Consider the following 17,165-nt stretch of genomic DNA (forward strand, 5'->3'; position numbering starts at 1 on the left):
ATGGCACTGAGTGAACTAAAGGAAACAGCAAAAAACTTACCTAACGAAGTAGAGTCCACCATTGATTCCTATACGGAATATTATAAGCTATATATTTTCCGTATTATAGCCAAGTCAGCTGCAGGATTGGTAAGCCTATTTGTAGTAGGGCTTTTTGCCTTGGTTATTGCTTTTTTCCTAGCATGTGCCTCTGCTTTTGCCATAGGACAATGGCTCGGTAGTGATGCTTTAGGATTTTTAATCATGGGAGTTATATTCCTTATAGGCTTACTTATTATCTATAGGTTCCGTAGGTTTCTTATCCACAAACCTATATTAGGAAAATTATCTGAAATATATTTTAAAGAATAACCAACATGGAAAGGAAATATACCTCTTTTAATGAAATAGAGAAAGACCTGCGTGCCCTTAAACTAAAAAAGGACATAGATCTTGTATGTCTAAAAAGTGACTATCAATCACTCTTACGTAATCTTTCTATCAGTAAGTTGTTTTCAGATTCTATAGCACAACTAAAAGAGTCTATCATAAACAAGCAAAGGAGCCTACTCGCCTTGATAGGAGGTTTTTTGCTTAGAAGATTTTTTAACAGATAACCTTATTAAAATCAGCATTCTATATACTTCATTTAAAAAAGTAAAGTGTAAAATTTTGATATATGAGAAAAAGGTTGTAATTTTGCACCCTGAAAAAAGAGAGGTCTTGTAGCTCAGCTGGTTAGAGCACCTGACTCATAATCAGGGGGTCCTTGGTTCGAGCCCAAGCTGGACCACCTCAAATAAAAACACTTACAAAAATGTAAGTGTTTTTTCATTTTGAAAAAAAGAGATGCCCTAAGCTAAAGGACATCTCTTTCTCTAAGACTTATAAATATTTATTTAATCTTTATTTCTGAACACAAGCCCATTATCAAAGGAGTCTATAAGTACTATGCTTCCGGCTTTGATACTTCCCTTAAGAATTTCCTTAGAAAGAGCATTCATGACTTCCTTCTGTAGGACACGCTTTACAGGACGAGCTCCAAACTGTGGATCATATCCTTTCTTTGCTAAATAATCTATCGCTTCATCTGTAGCTTCTAAAAGGATATTCTCACGAGCTACCAACTTAATGATAGCATTGAGTTGTAAGCGAACAATTTGCTTAATATTTGCCTCAGTAAGAGGAGTGAACATTACTATATCATCTATACGGTTAATGAACTCAGGACGTACTGTCTGCTTAAGAAGCTGTAATACTTCATCTTTTGCCTTTTCGGTAGCTTGCTCTATATCCTTATTGTTCTCAAAACTTTCTTGAATAAGATGACTACCCATATTGGAGGTCATAATGATAATAGTATTCTTAAAATCAGCCGTACGACCTTTATTATCAGTAAGCCTTCCTTCGTCCAACACCTGCAAAAGGATATTAAAAGTATCAGGGTGTGCTTTTTCTATCTCATCAAGTAAAACTACGGAGTAAGGACGGCGACGTACAGCCTCGGTAAGTTGTCCTCCCTCATCATAGCCTACATATCCAGGAGGTGCTCCTACCAAACGACTCACAGCATGCTTTTCTTGATATTCACTCATATCAATACGTGTCATTGCATTCTCATCGTCAAAGAGATATTCAGCAAGTGCCTTGGCAAGCTCTGTTTTTCCGACTCCAGTGGTTCCCAAGAAAAGGAAGGAACCAATTGGTTTTTTAGGATCCTGTAAGCCTGCACGACTGCGGCGAATCGCATCGGAAACAGCTGCAATAGCTTCCTCTTGTCCTACAACCCTTTTATGCAACTCTTCCTCCAAATGAAGAAGTTTTTCTCTCTCACCTTGCATCATCTTAGTTACAGGTATTCCTGTCCATTTGGCAATTACCTCGGCTATATCTTCACGTGTTACCTCTTCCTTAATCATGGACATTTCATGTCCTTCTACTTCCTTCTGAAGGTCTTCAAGTTTTGCCTCTTCTTGCTTAATTTTCCCATAACGAAGCTCTGCTACTTTTCCATAGTTTCCCTCACGTTCAGCACGCTCGGCTTCTAACTTATAGTTTTCTATATTATTCTTAGCAGCCTGTATTTCATCTACCAAAGTTTTTTCTCCTTGCCATTTAGAAAATAAAGCATTACGTTCTTCTTTAAGGTTAGCAAGTTCTGCATTAAGCAATCGAAGCTTTTCCTCATCATTTTCTCGCTTAATCGCCTCTATTTCAATCTCTAATTGCATTATCTTACGGTCAAGTACATCCAACTCCTCTGGTTTGGAATTAATTTCCATACGGAGCTTAGCAGCCGCTTCATCCATCAGGTCAATAGCCTTATCAGGTAAGTAACGGTTAGGGATGTATCGCTCAGAGAGTTCCACAGCGGCAATAATAGCATCATCCTTAATACGTACCTTATGATGTGCTTCATATTTTTCTTTAATTCCTCGGAGAATAGAAATAGCACTCTCGGTATCTGGTTCTTCCACCATCACTTTTTGGAAACGACGCTCAAGAGCTTTATCTTTTTCAAAATACTTTTGGTATTCATCCAAAGTAGTAGCTCCGATTGCACGAAGTTCACCACGTGCCAAAGCAGGTTTTAGAATATTGGCAGCATCCATAGCTCCTTCTCCTCCACCCGCTCCTACAAGAGTATGTATTTCATCAATAAAAAGAATGATGTTTCCATCGGAAGAGGTAACCTCTTTCACTACCGATTTAAGTCGTTCCTCAAATTCTCCTTTATACTTTGCCCCTGCAATAAGGGCGCCCATATCCAAGGAGTAGATAGTCTTATCCTTAAGGTTTTCAGGTACATCTCCGTTAACAATACGATGTGCCAAACCTTCTGCGATAGCCGTTTTTCCTACCCCAGGTTCTCCTACGAGCATAGGATTATTCTTAGTACGGCGAGAAAGAATCTGAAGTACTCTACGGATTTCTTCATCACGACCAATAACGGGATCAAGCTTACCACTATGAGCAAGTTGGTTAAGGTTTTTAGCATATTTGTTAAGCGAGTTGTAAGTTTCCTCCGCGGAGGCAGAAGTTACACGCTCTCCCTTACGAAGTTCTGCAATCACTTTTTCAAACTCTTTCTCAGTTACACCCTGTTCCTTAAGAGCCTGTCCTACTTGGTTCTTAATTTTAAAGATAGCTAAAAGCAAATGTTCTATAGAGACATATTCATCATTCATCTTTTTAGCTATATTACTTGCCTCCGTAAGCACCTCCCCTGCAGTACGTGAAAGGGACATTTCCCCGCCCTGTACTTTAGGGTAGGAGTTAAGAACTTTCTCTACAGATTGATTAAGAGCTGTAACATTCACTTGCAACTTTTTGAGAATGAAAGGTAGCACATTGTTATCTACCTCTTGGATTCCCTTGAAGATATGCTCCACTTGGATATCTTGCTGCCCAAGACTTTGAGCGAGTTGCTGCGCTCTTTGAATAGCCTCTTGGGACTTAATAGTATAGTTATTAAAATTCATAGATTTCCCTTTAATTGTGATTTGTACTACAATTAACAAGAAATATTCCAAAAACAAAAATATGTCAATTTGTCATATTTTAGAAGGAGTGTTGGAAAGATACCAGAAATAAGCGTTGATTCCTAAAGGTTTGAGATACAAAAAAATGACAGAGAGAAGAGGAGGAAATGTCAGGAAGGAGAATAAAAAATAATTAATTATCTTTGCAACATACTTGAGTTACAGAATATGAACCCTACACAAGAAAAAACATTCAAGAACAATTATGAGATATTATTGTAGAAATATTTTTCCAAAAAAACACTTGAAAAGAACCGTTTTTAGCCCTCTAAAAAGATGTTTTTGAAGAATAGCGCAAACTCTATGAGCGTATTATCCCTGTTATCTTTTACTTTAACACCAATCAATAGTAAAAAATATTTGTATAGTATAATCAATTAATGACCAACAATTTGTATCCTATAATTTAGCAAATAGTATTTTAATTACTGATCCGCATAATTACCTTTTACTTGTTATCCTTTACCTATTATCTTCTCTCTAAACTCCCTCACCACTTTCTTAAACTCTTCCGTTAAGTAGCTCATGGCTTGGGTTTCTATGGCTGTAGGAATACCGTAATAGGCTTCGGCGATACCACCTGTAATAGCTGCAAGAGTATCACTGTCGCCTCCTATGGAGACAGTCAAGCGTAAGACGCTCTCAAAGTCATTACTTTCTAAAAAACAGGTGATAGCCTGTGGAACAGTTCCTTGACAGGTTTCATTAAAGGAATAGTTTTTGCGTAGGACATCACAACTAGTGGAGAGGTCGTAGCCATAGGTTTGTGTAGTAGTTTGCTTGATTTTACCCTTTCCACTGCCCCTAAGTGCTAAGGCTATGACATGCGCTACACACTGGGCACCCTTGATCTCTTCGGGATGGTTATGGGTACATTCGGCACTCAGGCGAGCGGCTTTTAGTACCTCTTCCAAAGAACTTAACCAACCACAAGGGGCTACTCGCATAGCGGAACCATTGCCAAAACTATTATACGGTTGTGGGTTAGCACTATGCACCCACCGACCAAAGCGCGCCCCATAAGCACCCATAGGCGAAGGATATTTTCTACACTAATAGAGCAGGCTGTCCTTAAAAGGTTTTCCCTGAAGAAGCGCATCGGCTACCGCAATGGTACATATAGCATCATCGGTAAAGCCATTGTAAGGAGTAAATAGCTCAAAATCTGTCGTATGGATATTAGCAAATTCATAACGGGAGCCAACTATATCACCTATAATAGCACCTAACATAACGAATAATGATTAATGACCAATGACTAATACCTAGAGGATTTGTCATTGGTCATTTGTAGTATTGAAGTGGAGAATACGGGATTCGAACCCGTGACCTTTTGCATGCCATGCAAACGCGCTAGCCAGCTGCGCCAATCCCCCAGAGTCAGTGGCAAAGATACAACTTTTCTCTTTAACCACCTAAATATTTTCTGTTTTTTTCGTCGCCAATTCTCCTAGCATACAAGGCTCTTATTATAACCAATCTTTAGAGAACAATTACAAAGAATTAGCGCCTTTCCTATAAAGTCCAATCACTTCTTAATTCTTGATTTCAATCACTTTCCAAATACCTGCTGCACAACAAGCACCAATGAATGGTCCTACAATAAAAATCCAAAGATGTTGCAAAGCAGTACCTCCCGCATAAAGAGCTGGAGCAATACTACGCGCGGGATTCACTGAGGTACCTGTATAACGAATACAAGCTAAATGAATGAGTACCAAGCCTAAACCAATTGCCAAACCAGCGAATTTGTTCGTGGTACCATTATCCTTTGCTGTTGTTCCCAAAACGATAAGCACAAACACACAAGTAAAAATAATTTCAGCTAATAAACCACCTAATATTGTTACATTAGCATCCTGTAGGTCATTGGCTCCCGTACCTGTTAAACCTGCATTTGAGGTCAAAATATACAAAAGAGTTGAACCAATCAGTGCTCCAATCACCTGTGAGACCATATAGCCTACTGCATCTTTGCCACTCATACGCCCTGAAAGAAATACACCTAACGTAATGGCTGGATTGATATGACAACCTGAAATACCGCCAATGGTATAAGCCATGGCTACAACTGACAAACCAAAAGCCAGTGCTGTGCCAATCACTGTTGAAGGAATATCATTGGTACATCCTAAACTTACAGCAACACCACAACCCATTAAAACAAGTACCATCGTGCCAAACATTTCTGCTAAATACTTTTTCATATTCATTATATTACTAATTTTATTATTTCTAAGAAAAATATTTTTTATCAGAACTTACACCTTTATTCCTCGCTCTCTTTCATGGTATGATACACATTCTGAACGTCATCATCCTCTTCTATTTTTTCAAGGAGTTTTTCCACATCGGCTTGCTCTTCAGGAGTAAGCTCCTTAGTTACCTGTGGAATACGCTCAAAACCAGAAGAAAGAATCTCTATATTGCGACTTTCTAATTCCTTCTGGATAGCTCCAAAGCTCTCAAAAGGAGCATAAATTAAAATACCGTCCTCATCTACAAATACCTCTTCTGCACCAAAATCTATCATCTCCAACTCCAACTCCTCAGGATCTATCCCTTCTCCATTAATACGAAAATTACAAGTATGGTCAAACATAAATTCCACAGAACCTGAAGTACCTAAAGTGCCATTATATTTATTAAAATAGCTACGAATATTCGCCACAGTACGGTTGTTATTATCAGTAGCTGTTTCTATTAAAACAGCAATTCCATGAGGAGCATACCCCTCAAAAAGAATCTCTTTATAATTAGCTGTATCCTTTTCAGTAGCACGCTTAATGGCACGTTCTACATTTTCCTTAGGCATATTGGCTGCTTTCGCATTTTGCATAACGGCACGCAAGCGAGCATTAGTTTCAGGATGAGGACCTCCCTCTTTTACAGCCATTACAATATCTTTCCCTAACCGTGTAAATGTTTTCGCCATTGCAGCCCAACGCTTGAATTTGCGGGCTTTTCTAAATTCAAATGCTCTTCCCATTTTCTCTTCAATTATCTTGTTAAAATGCGTGCAAATATACGGCTTTTCTTGAAAAATTTCACCTAATATAGCTAAAAAATATTATCACTACTATATTTGTTTATATCTAATATAAAATAACAAAAAAGAATGTTAAATTCCTGTCGTAAAACAAAAAAATACTAACTTTGTACTGAGCTTTTTCATCATGGATAATTGATTCTCTTATTGTGATATTTTTATGAAATCTTTCTTATTTTTATGCCTACTTATTCCTCTTTGTTGCTGGGGTCAGTTTAAAGTCACTGGTACCTTAACAGACAAAGAGGGGAAGATGGTTAGAGCAGTGTTCTCTCAAGGAGACGGGAGTTTTATCATGGAGAAATTATCAGTAGGGGAATATACCCTTACCGTTCATTCTGTTTTTTATGAGTTGTTCTCTTATAAGTTTTTTCTGCAAACGGATCTTTCTTTGGGAATACTCTCCTTGACAGAGAAAGTACAAGAACTTTCAGAAACTGTATATTTAACTTTTTATTCTTGACTTTTTTGCGTATTTTTGCCCTCTTAGAAAAGTATTATTTTCAATCAATGATTTACAACAACGAACCTTCACATAATAAAATAGCGTATAACTACGGAAGTGTCAAACTCTCCGTTTATGACTGGCTTTCCGATATCCCGCTGCCTGCTGGGCAAGAGGCTTTTGACTGCGTAGAAGTACGCTTTAAGAACAGCCGCAAGGAGTTTTTCCGAAATGTACATAAGCTCCCCTTACAAATAGGGGATATGGTGGCTACCGAAACCATTTCAGGCCATGACATAGGTACCGTTTCCCTCACTGGAGAGTTAGTGCGCATTCAGATGAAAAAGAAAAAAGCAGATGCACAATCACCTACTCTACCAAAAATATACCGTAAAGCAACAGAACGTGATATAGAAGTTTGGAAAGAACATCGTGCCAAAGAGGAGTTTTTACAGAAACGCTCCCGAGAGCTCGCTATCGCCTTAGGTCTAGAGATGAAAATTTCTGATGTGGAATATCAAGGAGATGGTTCAAAAGCGACTTTCTATTATACTGCTGAAGGTCGTGTAGATTTTCGTCAGCTTATCAAAGATATGGCTAAAGAATTCTCCACTCGTATAGAAATGCGACAAATAGGTTACCGCCAAGAAGCAGCACGTCTCGGTGGAATTGGCTCCAGTGGGAGAGAAATCAGTTGTTCCACTTGGCTCACCGAGTTCCGTAGCGTAACGACTGCCGCAGCGCGCTACCAGCAGCTCTCACTCAACCCCCAGAAATTGGCGGGACAATGTGGCAAACTCAAATGTGATCTCAATTTTGAGCTAGACTATTATTTAGAAGCGCTTAAGGATTTCCCTCGTACCGATACTAAACTCTTGACTGATAAAGGGATTGCCTCTTGTCAGAAGGTAGATATCTTCAAGCGCTTAATGTGGTTCACCTATGAGGGTGATTTCATTAATTGGCATAAACTCACTGTAGATCAAGTAAAAGAAATTCTGGAATTAAACAAACAAAAACAACCTGTGGCAAGCCTTGAAGAGTATATGCAGGAGGAAGATAGCCCTGCTAAAACAACTCCTCTTGATAATTCTCAAGAAGGAAGCCTCACCCGTTTTGATGAAAAACCCAGAAAGTATAAATCCAAGAAAAGACAAAGTATCAAAAACACTCCTACTGATATAGAAAATACGGTTACAGAGACTATTCCTAATAAGGAAAAAGTACTACCTTCTATAAAAGAAATACCTGAAGAAGGAAAGCCATATCCTATTAATAAAAAACCCTTTTACAATCCTCCTCAAAAGCATATAAGTGCCCAACAAAGACAAGAGAAGGCATCCTCTCAAGGACAAAATCTTAAAAAAAACAGCAGGAAACCTTTCAAAAAACCCAGTAAAACTACTCCAAAATCCGATGAATAAGTCTTTTCTTTTCCTAATAACAATTCTCCTTTTGGTAAGTTGTGGAGAGAACATACAATATAGCGAATACGAAACCCTCCCTAAAGGGTGGCAAGCTCACAAACCTATTGCCTTTCGCTATGAGGCTACTGATACAGTACAGAAGCACAACCTCTTCATTATGCTAAGAAATAATAATGATTATCCTTATAGTAATATCTTTCTTATTACCAAAATGGAGTTCCCTAATAACCAGATCATAGTGGATACTTTGGAGTATGAGATGGCTACTGCTGAGGGTAAATGGTTGGGAGAAGGGGCTACTATCAAGAACAGTAAGTTATGGTATAAGGAGGGGGTTATCTTCCCCACCAAGGGAACCTATACATTTTCCATAGAACAGGCCGACCGCAGTTTAGGAAAGGAAAAAGGCGTGGAGAACCTACAAGGCATCACCGAAGTAGGATTCCAAATAGAGGGCAGTGGTCGGTAATAAGTCTCCAATAGTTAGTAGAGGCTGTGATGTTCCCTAAAAAATTAGCTCTTGCAGAAGAACTCCTTAAGCATGCTATATTTCCAAAGGAATTGCAGGAAAAAATGAAAACAACAGAAATGAGTATAATATGAGAAAGGTTGCTTTCATTTTTTAAATCTTTCTTGATTCATATATTATTTCGTTTATTTTTTCAGGATCATAATCTTCAAAAAGGATTTCTCCAAAGTCTTTTTGCGTTAGTTGAGCATTGAAAGGCTTTCTCTCATCCCACCAATAGGTGATATCTCCAAATCGGTGTAGAACAATCTTATTTTTACTATATTTAAAAGTGATATACTTTTCAGCGGTATATTCATCAGGTACTTCAGTATCTAATTCAATAGTGAAAAAATTGTCTTTAAAAGCAATTCTTTTGAAGAAAAAACCTTCCATACTTGGATAGATTTTTTCATTGTGAAAGAATTTGTACTTATCACCTCCTTGATGAATTAACAAGATAACAGGGGCAACCAAAGTCTTATGGTCATCAGACTTTAAATCGTTGTTATTTTTAAAAACAAGAAAGATATCTTTATAACCATCTTGATTGAGGTCGTGTTGATACATTTTTTTTAGCGTAAAGAGCTTAGATTTTTGTATGCGATTGATGACCTTAGTAATATTTTTAAATTGAATGATCTCCCCACTATCATTTTGAATGATCCCCCCTTCTGTTATGACGATGTCCTTAGGAGTGGTAATATTGGGAGTCTTATTAAGATTCCATTCTTTTATTTTTTTATCATCTAAAAATAAAGACGCTCCCAACTCATTATGGATGAAATTAATATGAGCAATGTTTTTAAGATGCAGTGTATCTAATATACGGAATTTTTCTACATCTTCATTTGAAAGAAACTTTTCTAAACTAAAAACAAAATAATGATAGTTCAATGGTTTGTAAACACTATAACAAAGACTATCAGATTTAAAATGATTACTATTTTTTATACATTCATAATCCGAAAGCTCATCACCGGCATAAAATTCTTTTCCTATAAAAATCTCATTTTTTGATGAATTTTCGTTCCCGACAGTTTCAGTAACTGTAGTGGTGGCTACACTATTGTCATACTGAACTTGCTGTTGCTGACAAGTACTTAACAATAGGAATGAGTATAATATGAGAAAGGTTGTTTTCACTTCAAAAGTTAAAAATTAAAATAATTTTAGTGTTTCAGGGTCATAATTTTCAAAAGAGACTTTTCCAAAGTCTTTTTGAGTTCGAATTATATCAAAATCATCAGATGCATTGTTGAAAATATTTGAAACCTCTACTTTGTAAAGAAAAATTTCATTTGTTTTATAATCTATTGAAAAAGTAGTGTATTTTATTTGTATTGGATCTGTAGAGGTGTTTTCTTCAATAGTGAAAAAACGATTTTCAAAAGAAATATTTCTAAAACCTTCTCCACTTGTAATGGTTTTATTAATTATCTTACTATTAAAAAATAGTTTTTCTCTATTTTTATTACTTAAAACTATCTTTATGGTCGCAAAAAGATCATCATCTCCTGAATCATAAACAATAAACCTATCCTCAATGCCATCTTTGTTTATATCCATTTTTTTCCTAAAAAGAATCTTTCCTAAATCACTATCGTCATCACTAGGCATTACATCTCTTTTCCCTGCTAAAATATCATCATTTAATATTTTAGAAATTATAAAATGCCCGTCCTTATCTTTTTCTAATAAATAGTCTACACAAGTTTCTTTTTCATAAGTGTTTCCAAATAGTAAAAAACAACATCGGTATTCATTTTTGTTTTCTAAAGGTGTTATTTTTAATGTACTATTGAGAACATCAGCAAAAAAATCTTGTCCATTTATAAAAGGGTCGTAATCTAATGTCATATCAGCAGATAGTTCGTCAATCTTTTCCAACAATTGCTTGGAAACATATTGCTTGAAAAGTACTTTACGGCTATGTACCGAATCATTATACGCTGAGGAATAAAATGCTTTTAAAGTTGCTATAGCAACTTCTGTATCTGTAGGTGTAGGTTCGGTGGCTATATTATTAGCGTTCTTCTTATCTCTACAACTAATAAAAGTTATTAAAATAAATATGATAATAATTCTTTTCATAAAACGTGTTTAAACTTTTTTGAGGAACTTGGAGATAAACTCAAATAAGGAGCATTCCGATCCGAGTTATATCAAGAGATTCTATTTCATATAAATCATTGTAATTTCCTGCTTTAGAGCCCCCATTGCTATCATTTGTCCTTATATTATCACTCAAAAAAATGCTATTTGTAGTTACGGCTTTTTTTCTTGCTTGATAACCTGCTGATTTTCCTTTTTGGCGACAACGTGTATGACTACTATCCAGATTATTTTACAAATTCTCCTACCATTATTCTTCCTCCTCCTTTTTCTTTCTCGGAATTTCGGTATACGCCTCCTTTTAATACGATATATCTGTCCTTATAATAAGCGATAGGACGGGAAGCAGCAAAAAAGTTATCCGCTTCATAAGAATACCAATGATTCCCTTTATCAAAAGAGTAATTTAGTACTATATGAGGAGTGGAAGATTTATAATGGCATATAAAATCTTTATATTTATAATGTTCTATATCTTCTTCAGATTCAGTATATATTTCTCTTTCTTCTAAATTATACAAAGTGGCTTTATCTTTTAAAAAATTAAATTTCACCAAGAAAATATCATCGTTTTTAACTGACAAAACATCGTAATTCTGAGACAATACTTTTACTTCTTCCTTTTGGGTGAGAAGATTGTAAGTGTACAAGTTCTTGTTTTCTACATAATATAATGTATTATCTGAGTGTAATCGGTATTTTTTATGTTGCCAATTTTCAGGTATATTATATATTTTATGTGTCTCTATATCTGTAAACTTGGAAATATCATAAGATATACATTCTAAGATTTTCCCATTAAAAGCTCCATAAGAGAAAATAGCTCCATCATATTCTCCTATTTTTTCATAGTTTAAATTTGAATTATTTAACAAATAGGCATTTCTTTGATTGTCTGTTTTTTCAGTTTCAATTAAGCAATAGTCTTTAGTTACCGAAATGAAATAAATATTTTCATTAACAAATTCTATTTTGTGATATGTTTTTCCTAAGTCTTTTGATATAAAAATAATACCTGTCCGAGAAGGGGTACCTATCCCTTTAAAACCTGATAAAATTAATGTGTTTTCATCTACAAAATAGAACTCCTCGAATTCTATATCATAAGAATTTATACCAAATTCTTCATAAATGTCTGTAATTGCAATCCATTTTATATCTTTCCTTATGGTGCTTGTACATTGACAAAATAGTATAAAAAGTAGTATATAAATAATATTTCTTTGCATCTTTCTTTAAAGTTAATAAGTGGGAATTTTTGGAAACTTAGAGATTGATAGGATTCTTCTGTTTTTATAAAATTACCTTTATTAATTGAATCTGCTACTATAACTTGCTTATATCGAACTCATGTTGATTATCTTTTCTTAATATAATTGAATACATTATAGAAACAAACTAATATGATATAGCCATTACGCTTTATATTTCTACTAAGTAGATTCATATTATCTTTACTTCATTCTTAAAATCAATATTTTTTCCTACATACCAGCCTGTTATCATATCCATTACATCCTCTAAGTTATCCTTATGTGTTTGTTCCATAGTTGAAGAGGTACAGTTGAGGAATATCTCATATATTTCCTCTTTAGAAAAGCCTTTTGTATACAATTGCAAGGCATATTGTTTCAACTTTTCTGTAGGATTAGGTTCACATAATAGGTCTTCTATATTTCTTCTTTGAATATCTTGAAAAAAGAGATAATTCAGCCAAAAATCGCTGTCAAAAGTAATTTTTCCTGCCAATAAAAGTGCTGCTTTTTCTTTCCACTGCACCACAGAAGGCAAAAGAGCTTTCTTGCTAAATAAATTATCTATACGCTCCCGATACTTCTCCATATTATTTGAGATATACACCTCACCCACAAAGTAATACAGACAATGCAGGAAGAACTCTTGTTCAGGGCACGCCTTGTCATTAGCTAATTGGAAAACCAAATCATCATTCTTTTCATTCACCACATAAAGATCCCAATCCGAGTCAGGCCATTTTTCATTATGGGCTAACCAAAAAAGTATATCTTCATTATCAGGTTCATAAATGTTTTTAATCATAATTCAGCAAAATCTAAAAATTTAGATAGTTCAGCTAGTTGTAAAAAGAGCTTCTTTGAGTTTCTCATTCACCTTAAATGAGGAAATATCTTTCACCACATCTCCTTGATGATTAAGCGTTTGTATCTTCAACACATCTGAAGGCTGAAGCGTGTAGTTTTCAGGAAATTTCATATCCTCATTATCCCCTATCACAAAACAATAAGCAAAAGTAAAATAATTTCGCCACAACTTATTATCCTCTTTAAAGATAATTCTAAAATAAGCCATAATCTATTTGTATATATAAATATTCACAACACTCAATTTCTGAAAAGCATTTTCAAGCTTATACTTATCACAGAAAAGAGTTCTTTCTTGTAAAAAAGATTTTGCCTGCACAGCGGAGGAAAAAAGAGAATATTCATTAAGTTGTTTTTTATATTCTACACAAAAAGAATTGTTTATTCTTAGTATCTCATTGTATATGATTGAAAAACCTATATAGAAATCATCATTTGGTTCATATAAATAGCCACAATCTACACCTATCTGTTTAAAATCGAGGTATTTACAATTATCTTCACTGAAGTATAACAAATGAAGATTATTTTTCATAAAACTTTTCTTTTCTTTTAAAAGACACTCAAGATATTTTGCTTCCACAAAATAATCATCAACTATAGGATATTGAAAGGAATATTGCCCCCATAGAGAAATATTTCTATCAAAACCTAAGTAATTAGTATTATCTGTTAAAATGACTCCTTTCATTGCCACTTGTATTTTGCCATTACACCACCTCTCCCATTTCTAAAAACACTACATTCTCATAGCCTTGTACCTCACAAAAAGTCTTTACCTTTTCCGTACAGAGCTCCAATCCAGACCCTTTAAGCGTAAAGAAATCATAATTCCTTACTACTTCTTTACTAAAGAAAATTCCTTTTCCTTCTTTTCGGGGAATGAGAATATCTCCTCGTAAATCGGCAACACCTATGAGTTCTTCAATACCTCTCTCACTCCTTACAATAGTACTCTGTGGTAGGCAGTCAAAGTATTCAGGAGCATAGAAAGCTACTAAAGAAACTTTTTCTTGAGGCAACCAACGCAGGCGCTTAGGGTCCTTAGCAGTAAGTTCTTTTTGAGTTTTATTAATGCGCAAAGGCACTGCTTTAAGAGTGCTAAAATGCTTATGTAAAGCTTCAAATACACTTGCTTTACAGATGTCTGCTCCAATACAATTTACAAAATCGCCTATTTTTTTACCTCCACTACACCAGTCGTCCCACCATACATCAAGGACTTCTACTTCTCTAACATATTGTTTGTTACTCTGTCTCATACAAGCAAAACCTTCATTTCCTACAATATTGGTAACTTTATATATTTTCATTTGATAAATTAGTTATTAATGTTTAGTCATTAGTAAATTGGGGTACATCGGCACATCGACAAATTGACAAATCGGCAAATCAACTCATTATCTCAAGTTTTTCAGCATAAATTGTGTCATCATCTCTGCTGCTTGCGCTTCTTTCGACGTAAACAAATGGTCTCCCTTTTCAATGAGACTTACTTTACAATGTTTATAGAAATAAGGCAGATTTTCACTGTAAGTATAAGAGAGCATTCTATCACCCGTACCGTGAATTACCAATACATTGCCTTTATATGCTCTCGCTTTCTGAATGAGTTTGCACCGTTGTGCTGAGAGGATATAGTCCTTCCCTACAGTTACCTTCCCTCCAAAAAAGGAAAGCTCCTCAGGCACATTCAGCGGGTCGAAAGTGGCATCGAACAGTACCCCTTGTGATAGTATGTCGTGAATTGTAGAAGCAGGTGCTAACAAGCCTAATGCTTTAACGTTTTTCTTCCCTAATTCTGCACTCAAAAGCATTGCTATAGCCCCTCCTTGCGAGTGTCCTATCAAGCCTATCTTACCTACGAAAGAGAGTCTTTTAGTAAATGCCATTATGCGCCGTGCATCTTCTAACTCATTATCTAACGACATTTTCTTAAAATCTCCTTCACTTTCCCCGTGTGCGTTAAAGTCAAAGCGTACTGAGGCAATACCGTGTGTCGCTAAGCTATCTGCCAAAGTAGCATATAGCTTTTTGTCCTTATTGCTGGTCAGTCCGTGAAAGATAATCACAGTAGGGATTTTCTGAGACTTTTTCACAGAATCAGGGGTAGTTACCACTCCATGAAGTGTTCCCACGGCTCCCTGAATAGTTATAGGTTCTGTTTTAGCATTTGCCCAATGAAAGGCAAGTAAAAGAATGAGAATTAAAGTGTTGATTTTCATTTTCTTATTATTAGAATTATATTGTTTTCTTTATTTTGTAAAACCGCCATCCTTGGTATTTTTCTTCTTGTACCAATTGTAAACCTACCGTATTTAAAAACTTTTGAAAGGCTTGCGTATCTTTATACTGTGGTAGATAGTACCTTATCTTTGCATATTCACAAGCGACAAGAACGATTCCTTCATCTGTAAGAATACGTCTTATTTCATAGAAAGCTGTTTTTAGGTCTTGCCAATGAAAATGAGTCTGAAAAGCACATATCAGATCAAATGTTTTGCTGTCAAATGAGGTGTTTTGAATATTTTCCAATTGAAAAACAGCTGTAGTAGGTAGCTTTTTGGCTTCTCTGATAGCTATTTCAGCAATTTCAATACCAACTACTTTACTCTCAGGAAAGTTTTTTGCTAGTAATGCCGTTGATTTTCCATTTCCCACCCCTATATCTAATATTTTCATAGGTGATTCTGATGGGTTGTAAAATGAAAGTGCCCAACGAACCATCGGTAGATAGGCTTTATTGAAAAGTTGCATCATCAGAACACCTACACTCCCTGAAGGTTTCTTTGATTGCTGAATCAGATAATAGAGTAAAGCTCCTAAAAATAGAAAAACCAAAAGTATAATACCAATTACTTTCATTATACCATTTAACAATTTCTATACACTTCCTCGAAGGGCAATCTAAACCTTTCACCCCAGATACCGCGCTGTTCACGAAGTCCACAAGTAATCACCATATTCACTTCTGCTCCGCAAGGTAAGTGTAACAACTTCTTAATGCGTCTGCTATCGTAACCCTCTAACGGACACGTATCGTAACCCTCCTCTGCCATGGCTAGCATAAAGGTCTGTGCTACAAGACCACAGCTCTTGTGTACGCTCACACGTATATCTCCCTCAGAGAGCTGTTGCATCATAGGGCGAAACCAACTGGTAACTACTCCAAATAATTTACGGAAACCGCCTAACAATCCAAAAAAACGACTATACACGAAGGGCATCAGTTTGCCGTAATATGCTTCTTTATCCTTGATACGTTTGGCTTGCCTTTCGAGCGGACTGTTACGCTGTACGTTACCTCGTTCAAATTCTAAAATCATCTCGGCATGCTGGCGGTGCTTGTCTTGACGGGTAACAAATATGACCATTTACTGGGCTGTAATGGCCGTACGCTGGTCAAGGCAGGCATGGGCGAGCTTTTTGAGTAATTCCTTATCAGTGATATGGTACAGCTCATACAGTTGCATATTGGAGCTGGTAGGTGCCAAGGTGGCGAGCTTAAGGCATTCGCGTACTTTTTCCTCACTAATGGGCGTAGGAGCGTAATAACGCACTGCCCTGCGGAAGTTTAAAATATCTTTTAACATAATATCAGTAATTAATAATGTTTTACTAATTTTACACATTCCAATACACACATACCATTGCCAACAATGCTGGCAATGCTTGCGCAAAGAATATCTTCCCAGAAGTGGTGATTCCTCCATAAATCCCTGCTATGGCTACGCAGCCTAAGAAAAAGAAACGCACATATAGGCTCCACTGGGGATCGGAGATACAGAGACTCCATACAAGTCCCGCCGCTAAAAAGCCGTTGTACAATCCTTGATTAGCCGCCATACTCTTTGTATCGGCAAATAAATGTTCGGGCAAAGACTCAAAATTTTGTTTCCCAAGCAAACATCTCTATATAGAGTATGTATAGGTGCTCAAGGGCTACCAAAATAGTTACAATAGTTGCAAACATGATAATA

General features: G+C 36.0%; 19 protein-coding genes, 2 tRNA genes and 2 pseudogenes. 6 read left to right on the forward strand and 17 right to left on the reverse strand.

Annotated features, from left to right (window positions below; all coding sequences use genetic code 11):
* The 3 genes from VJJ03_RS08275 to VJJ03_RS08285 all read left to right on the forward strand — a co-directional run bounded on the left by VJJ03_RS08275 (nucleotide 1) and on the right by VJJ03_RS08285 (nucleotide 772).
* The gene (locus tag VJJ03_RS08275) at nucleotides 1-351 is read left to right on the forward strand and encodes a hypothetical protein (protein ID WP_009401364.1); all 351 of its coding nucleotides are present in this window, start codon (nucleotides 1-3) and stop codon (nucleotides 349-351) included.
* Between the two features lie 5 nt (nucleotides 352-356).
* Nucleotides 357-596 (forward strand): DUF6327 family protein, encoded by a 240-nt coding sequence (locus VJJ03_RS08280; protein ID WP_009401365.1) that lies wholly within the window; start codon nucleotides 357-359, stop codon nucleotides 594-596.
* Between the two features lie 102 nt (nucleotides 597-698).
* Nucleotides 699-772, forward strand: a tRNA-Ile gene (locus VJJ03_RS08285).
* Nucleotides 773-878: 106 nt separating this feature from the next.
* Here VJJ03_RS08285 and clpB read toward each other — a convergent pair.
* The 6 genes from clpB to VJJ03_RS08315 form a co-directional block, all read right to left on the reverse strand.
* The gene (gene clpB / locus VJJ03_RS08290; protein ID WP_009401366.1) at nucleotides 879-3,461 is read right to left on the reverse strand and encodes an ATP-dependent chaperone ClpB; all 2,583 of its coding nucleotides are present in this window, start codon (nucleotides 3,459-3,461) and stop codon (nucleotides 879-881) included.
* Nucleotides 3,462-3,976: 515 nt separating this feature from the next.
* Nucleotides 3,977-4,552, reverse strand: a complete 576-nt coding sequence (locus VJJ03_RS08295) for an ADP-ribosylglycohydrolase family protein (protein ID WP_323974954.1) — start codon at nucleotides 4,550-4,552, stop codon at nucleotides 3,977-3,979.
* A gap of 21 nt (nucleotides 4,553-4,573) precedes the next feature.
* On the reverse strand, nucleotides 4,574-4,753 hold the full coding sequence (locus VJJ03_RS08300) for a hypothetical protein (RefSeq protein WP_323974956.1): 180 nt from the start codon (nucleotides 4,751-4,753) through the stop codon (nucleotides 4,574-4,576).
* Nucleotides 4,754-4,823: 70 nt separating this feature from the next.
* Nucleotides 4,824-4,897, reverse strand: a tRNA-Ala gene (locus VJJ03_RS08305).
* 159 nt (nucleotides 4,898-5,056) lie between these two features.
* Nucleotides 5,057-5,734, reverse strand: a complete 678-nt coding sequence (locus VJJ03_RS08310) for an MIP family channel protein (protein WP_323974958.1) — start codon at nucleotides 5,732-5,734, stop codon at nucleotides 5,057-5,059.
* Between the two features lie 56 nt (nucleotides 5,735-5,790).
* Complete coding sequence (locus VJJ03_RS08315; RefSeq protein WP_009401369.1) at nucleotides 5,791-6,510, reverse strand: YebC/PmpR family DNA-binding transcriptional regulator; 720 nt, start codon at nucleotides 6,508-6,510, stop codon at nucleotides 5,791-5,793.
* A gap of 220 nt (nucleotides 6,511-6,730) precedes the next feature.
* On the opposite strand from VJJ03_RS08315, the gene VJJ03_RS08320 reads away from it, so the two are divergent.
* The 3 genes from VJJ03_RS08320 to VJJ03_RS08330 are packed head-to-tail and all read left to right on the forward strand — an operon-like array spanning nucleotide 6,731 to nucleotide 8,911.
* Nucleotides 6,731-7,033: a hypothetical protein gene (locus VJJ03_RS08320; protein ID WP_323974960.1), complete on the forward strand. Its 303-nt coding sequence runs from the start codon at nucleotides 6,731-6,733 to the stop codon at nucleotides 7,031-7,033.
* 47 nt (nucleotides 7,034-7,080) lie between these two features.
* Nucleotides 7,081-8,439, forward strand: a complete 1,359-nt coding sequence (locus VJJ03_RS08325) for a regulatory iron-sulfur-containing complex subunit RicT (RefSeq protein WP_323974962.1) — start codon at nucleotides 7,081-7,083, stop codon at nucleotides 8,437-8,439.
* Complete coding sequence (locus VJJ03_RS08330) at nucleotides 8,432-8,911, forward strand: gliding motility lipoprotein GldH (protein WP_323974964.1); 480 nt, start codon at nucleotides 8,432-8,434, stop codon at nucleotides 8,909-8,911. Before VJJ03_RS08325 ends, VJJ03_RS08330 begins: the two co-directional genes overlap by 8 nt.
* A gap of 153 nt (nucleotides 8,912-9,064) precedes the next feature.
* Here VJJ03_RS08330 and VJJ03_RS08335 read toward each other — a convergent pair whose 3' ends face one another.
* From VJJ03_RS08335 to VJJ03_RS08385, 11 genes and pseudogenes are all read right to left on the reverse strand, one after another.
* Nucleotides 9,065-10,096 (reverse strand): hypothetical protein, encoded by a 1,032-nt coding sequence (locus VJJ03_RS08335; protein ID WP_216698070.1) that lies wholly within the window; start codon nucleotides 10,094-10,096, stop codon nucleotides 9,065-9,067.
* Between the two features lie 15 nt (nucleotides 10,097-10,111).
* The gene (locus VJJ03_RS08340) at nucleotides 10,112-11,044 is read right to left on the reverse strand and encodes a hypothetical protein (RefSeq protein ID WP_009401374.1); all 933 of its coding nucleotides are present in this window, start codon (nucleotides 11,042-11,044) and stop codon (nucleotides 10,112-10,114) included.
* A 248-nt stretch (nucleotides 11,045-11,292) separates the two neighbouring features.
* Nucleotides 11,293-12,294, reverse strand: coding sequence for a hypothetical protein (locus VJJ03_RS08345; protein WP_009401376.1), 1,002 nt, complete (start codon nucleotides 12,292-12,294; stop codon nucleotides 11,293-11,295).
* Between the two features lie 214 nt (nucleotides 12,295-12,508).
* Nucleotides 12,509-13,123 carry a hypothetical protein gene (locus VJJ03_RS08350; RefSeq protein WP_323974968.1) on the reverse strand — a complete coding sequence of 205 codons (615 nt, stop codon included), beginning with the start codon at nucleotides 13,121-13,123 and terminating at the stop codon, nucleotides 12,509-12,511.
* A gap of 30 nt (nucleotides 13,124-13,153) precedes the next feature.
* Nucleotides 13,154-13,393 (reverse strand): NAD-dependent dehydratase, encoded by a 240-nt coding sequence (locus VJJ03_RS08355; protein WP_323974970.1) that lies wholly within the window; start codon nucleotides 13,391-13,393, stop codon nucleotides 13,154-13,156.
* A 3-nt stretch (nucleotides 13,394-13,396) separates the two neighbouring features.
* Nucleotides 13,397-13,876, reverse strand: coding sequence for a hypothetical protein (locus VJJ03_RS08360; RefSeq protein WP_323974972.1), 480 nt, complete (start codon nucleotides 13,874-13,876; stop codon nucleotides 13,397-13,399).
* 19 nt (nucleotides 13,877-13,895) lie between these two features.
* Nucleotides 13,896-14,498, reverse strand: a complete 603-nt coding sequence (locus tag VJJ03_RS08365; RefSeq protein WP_323974974.1) for a hypothetical protein — start codon at nucleotides 14,496-14,498, stop codon at nucleotides 13,896-13,898.
* Nucleotides 14,499-14,585: 87 nt separating this feature from the next.
* Nucleotides 14,586-15,410, reverse strand: a complete 825-nt coding sequence (locus VJJ03_RS08370; protein ID WP_323974976.1) for an alpha/beta hydrolase — start codon at nucleotides 15,408-15,410, stop codon at nucleotides 14,586-14,588.
* A 16-nt stretch (nucleotides 15,411-15,426) separates the two neighbouring features.
* Nucleotides 15,427-16,050: a class I SAM-dependent methyltransferase gene (locus tag VJJ03_RS08375; protein WP_323974978.1), complete on the reverse strand. Its 624-nt coding sequence runs from the start codon at nucleotides 16,048-16,050 to the stop codon at nucleotides 15,427-15,429.
* A gap of 8 nt (nucleotides 16,051-16,058) precedes the next feature.
* Nucleotides 16,059-16,778: pseudogene (locus VJJ03_RS08380) on the reverse strand (nitroreductase family protein).
* A gap of 31 nt (nucleotides 16,779-16,809) precedes the next feature.
* Nucleotides 16,810-17,158: pseudogene (locus tag VJJ03_RS08385) on the reverse strand (DUF1304 domain-containing protein).
* Nucleotides 17,159-17,165 lie beyond the last annotated feature (7 nt).

The sequence above is a fragment of the Capnocytophaga sp. G2 genome, assembly GCF_035282625.1.
Lineage (GTDB): Bacteria > Bacteroidota > Bacteroidia > Flavobacteriales > Flavobacteriaceae > Capnocytophaga.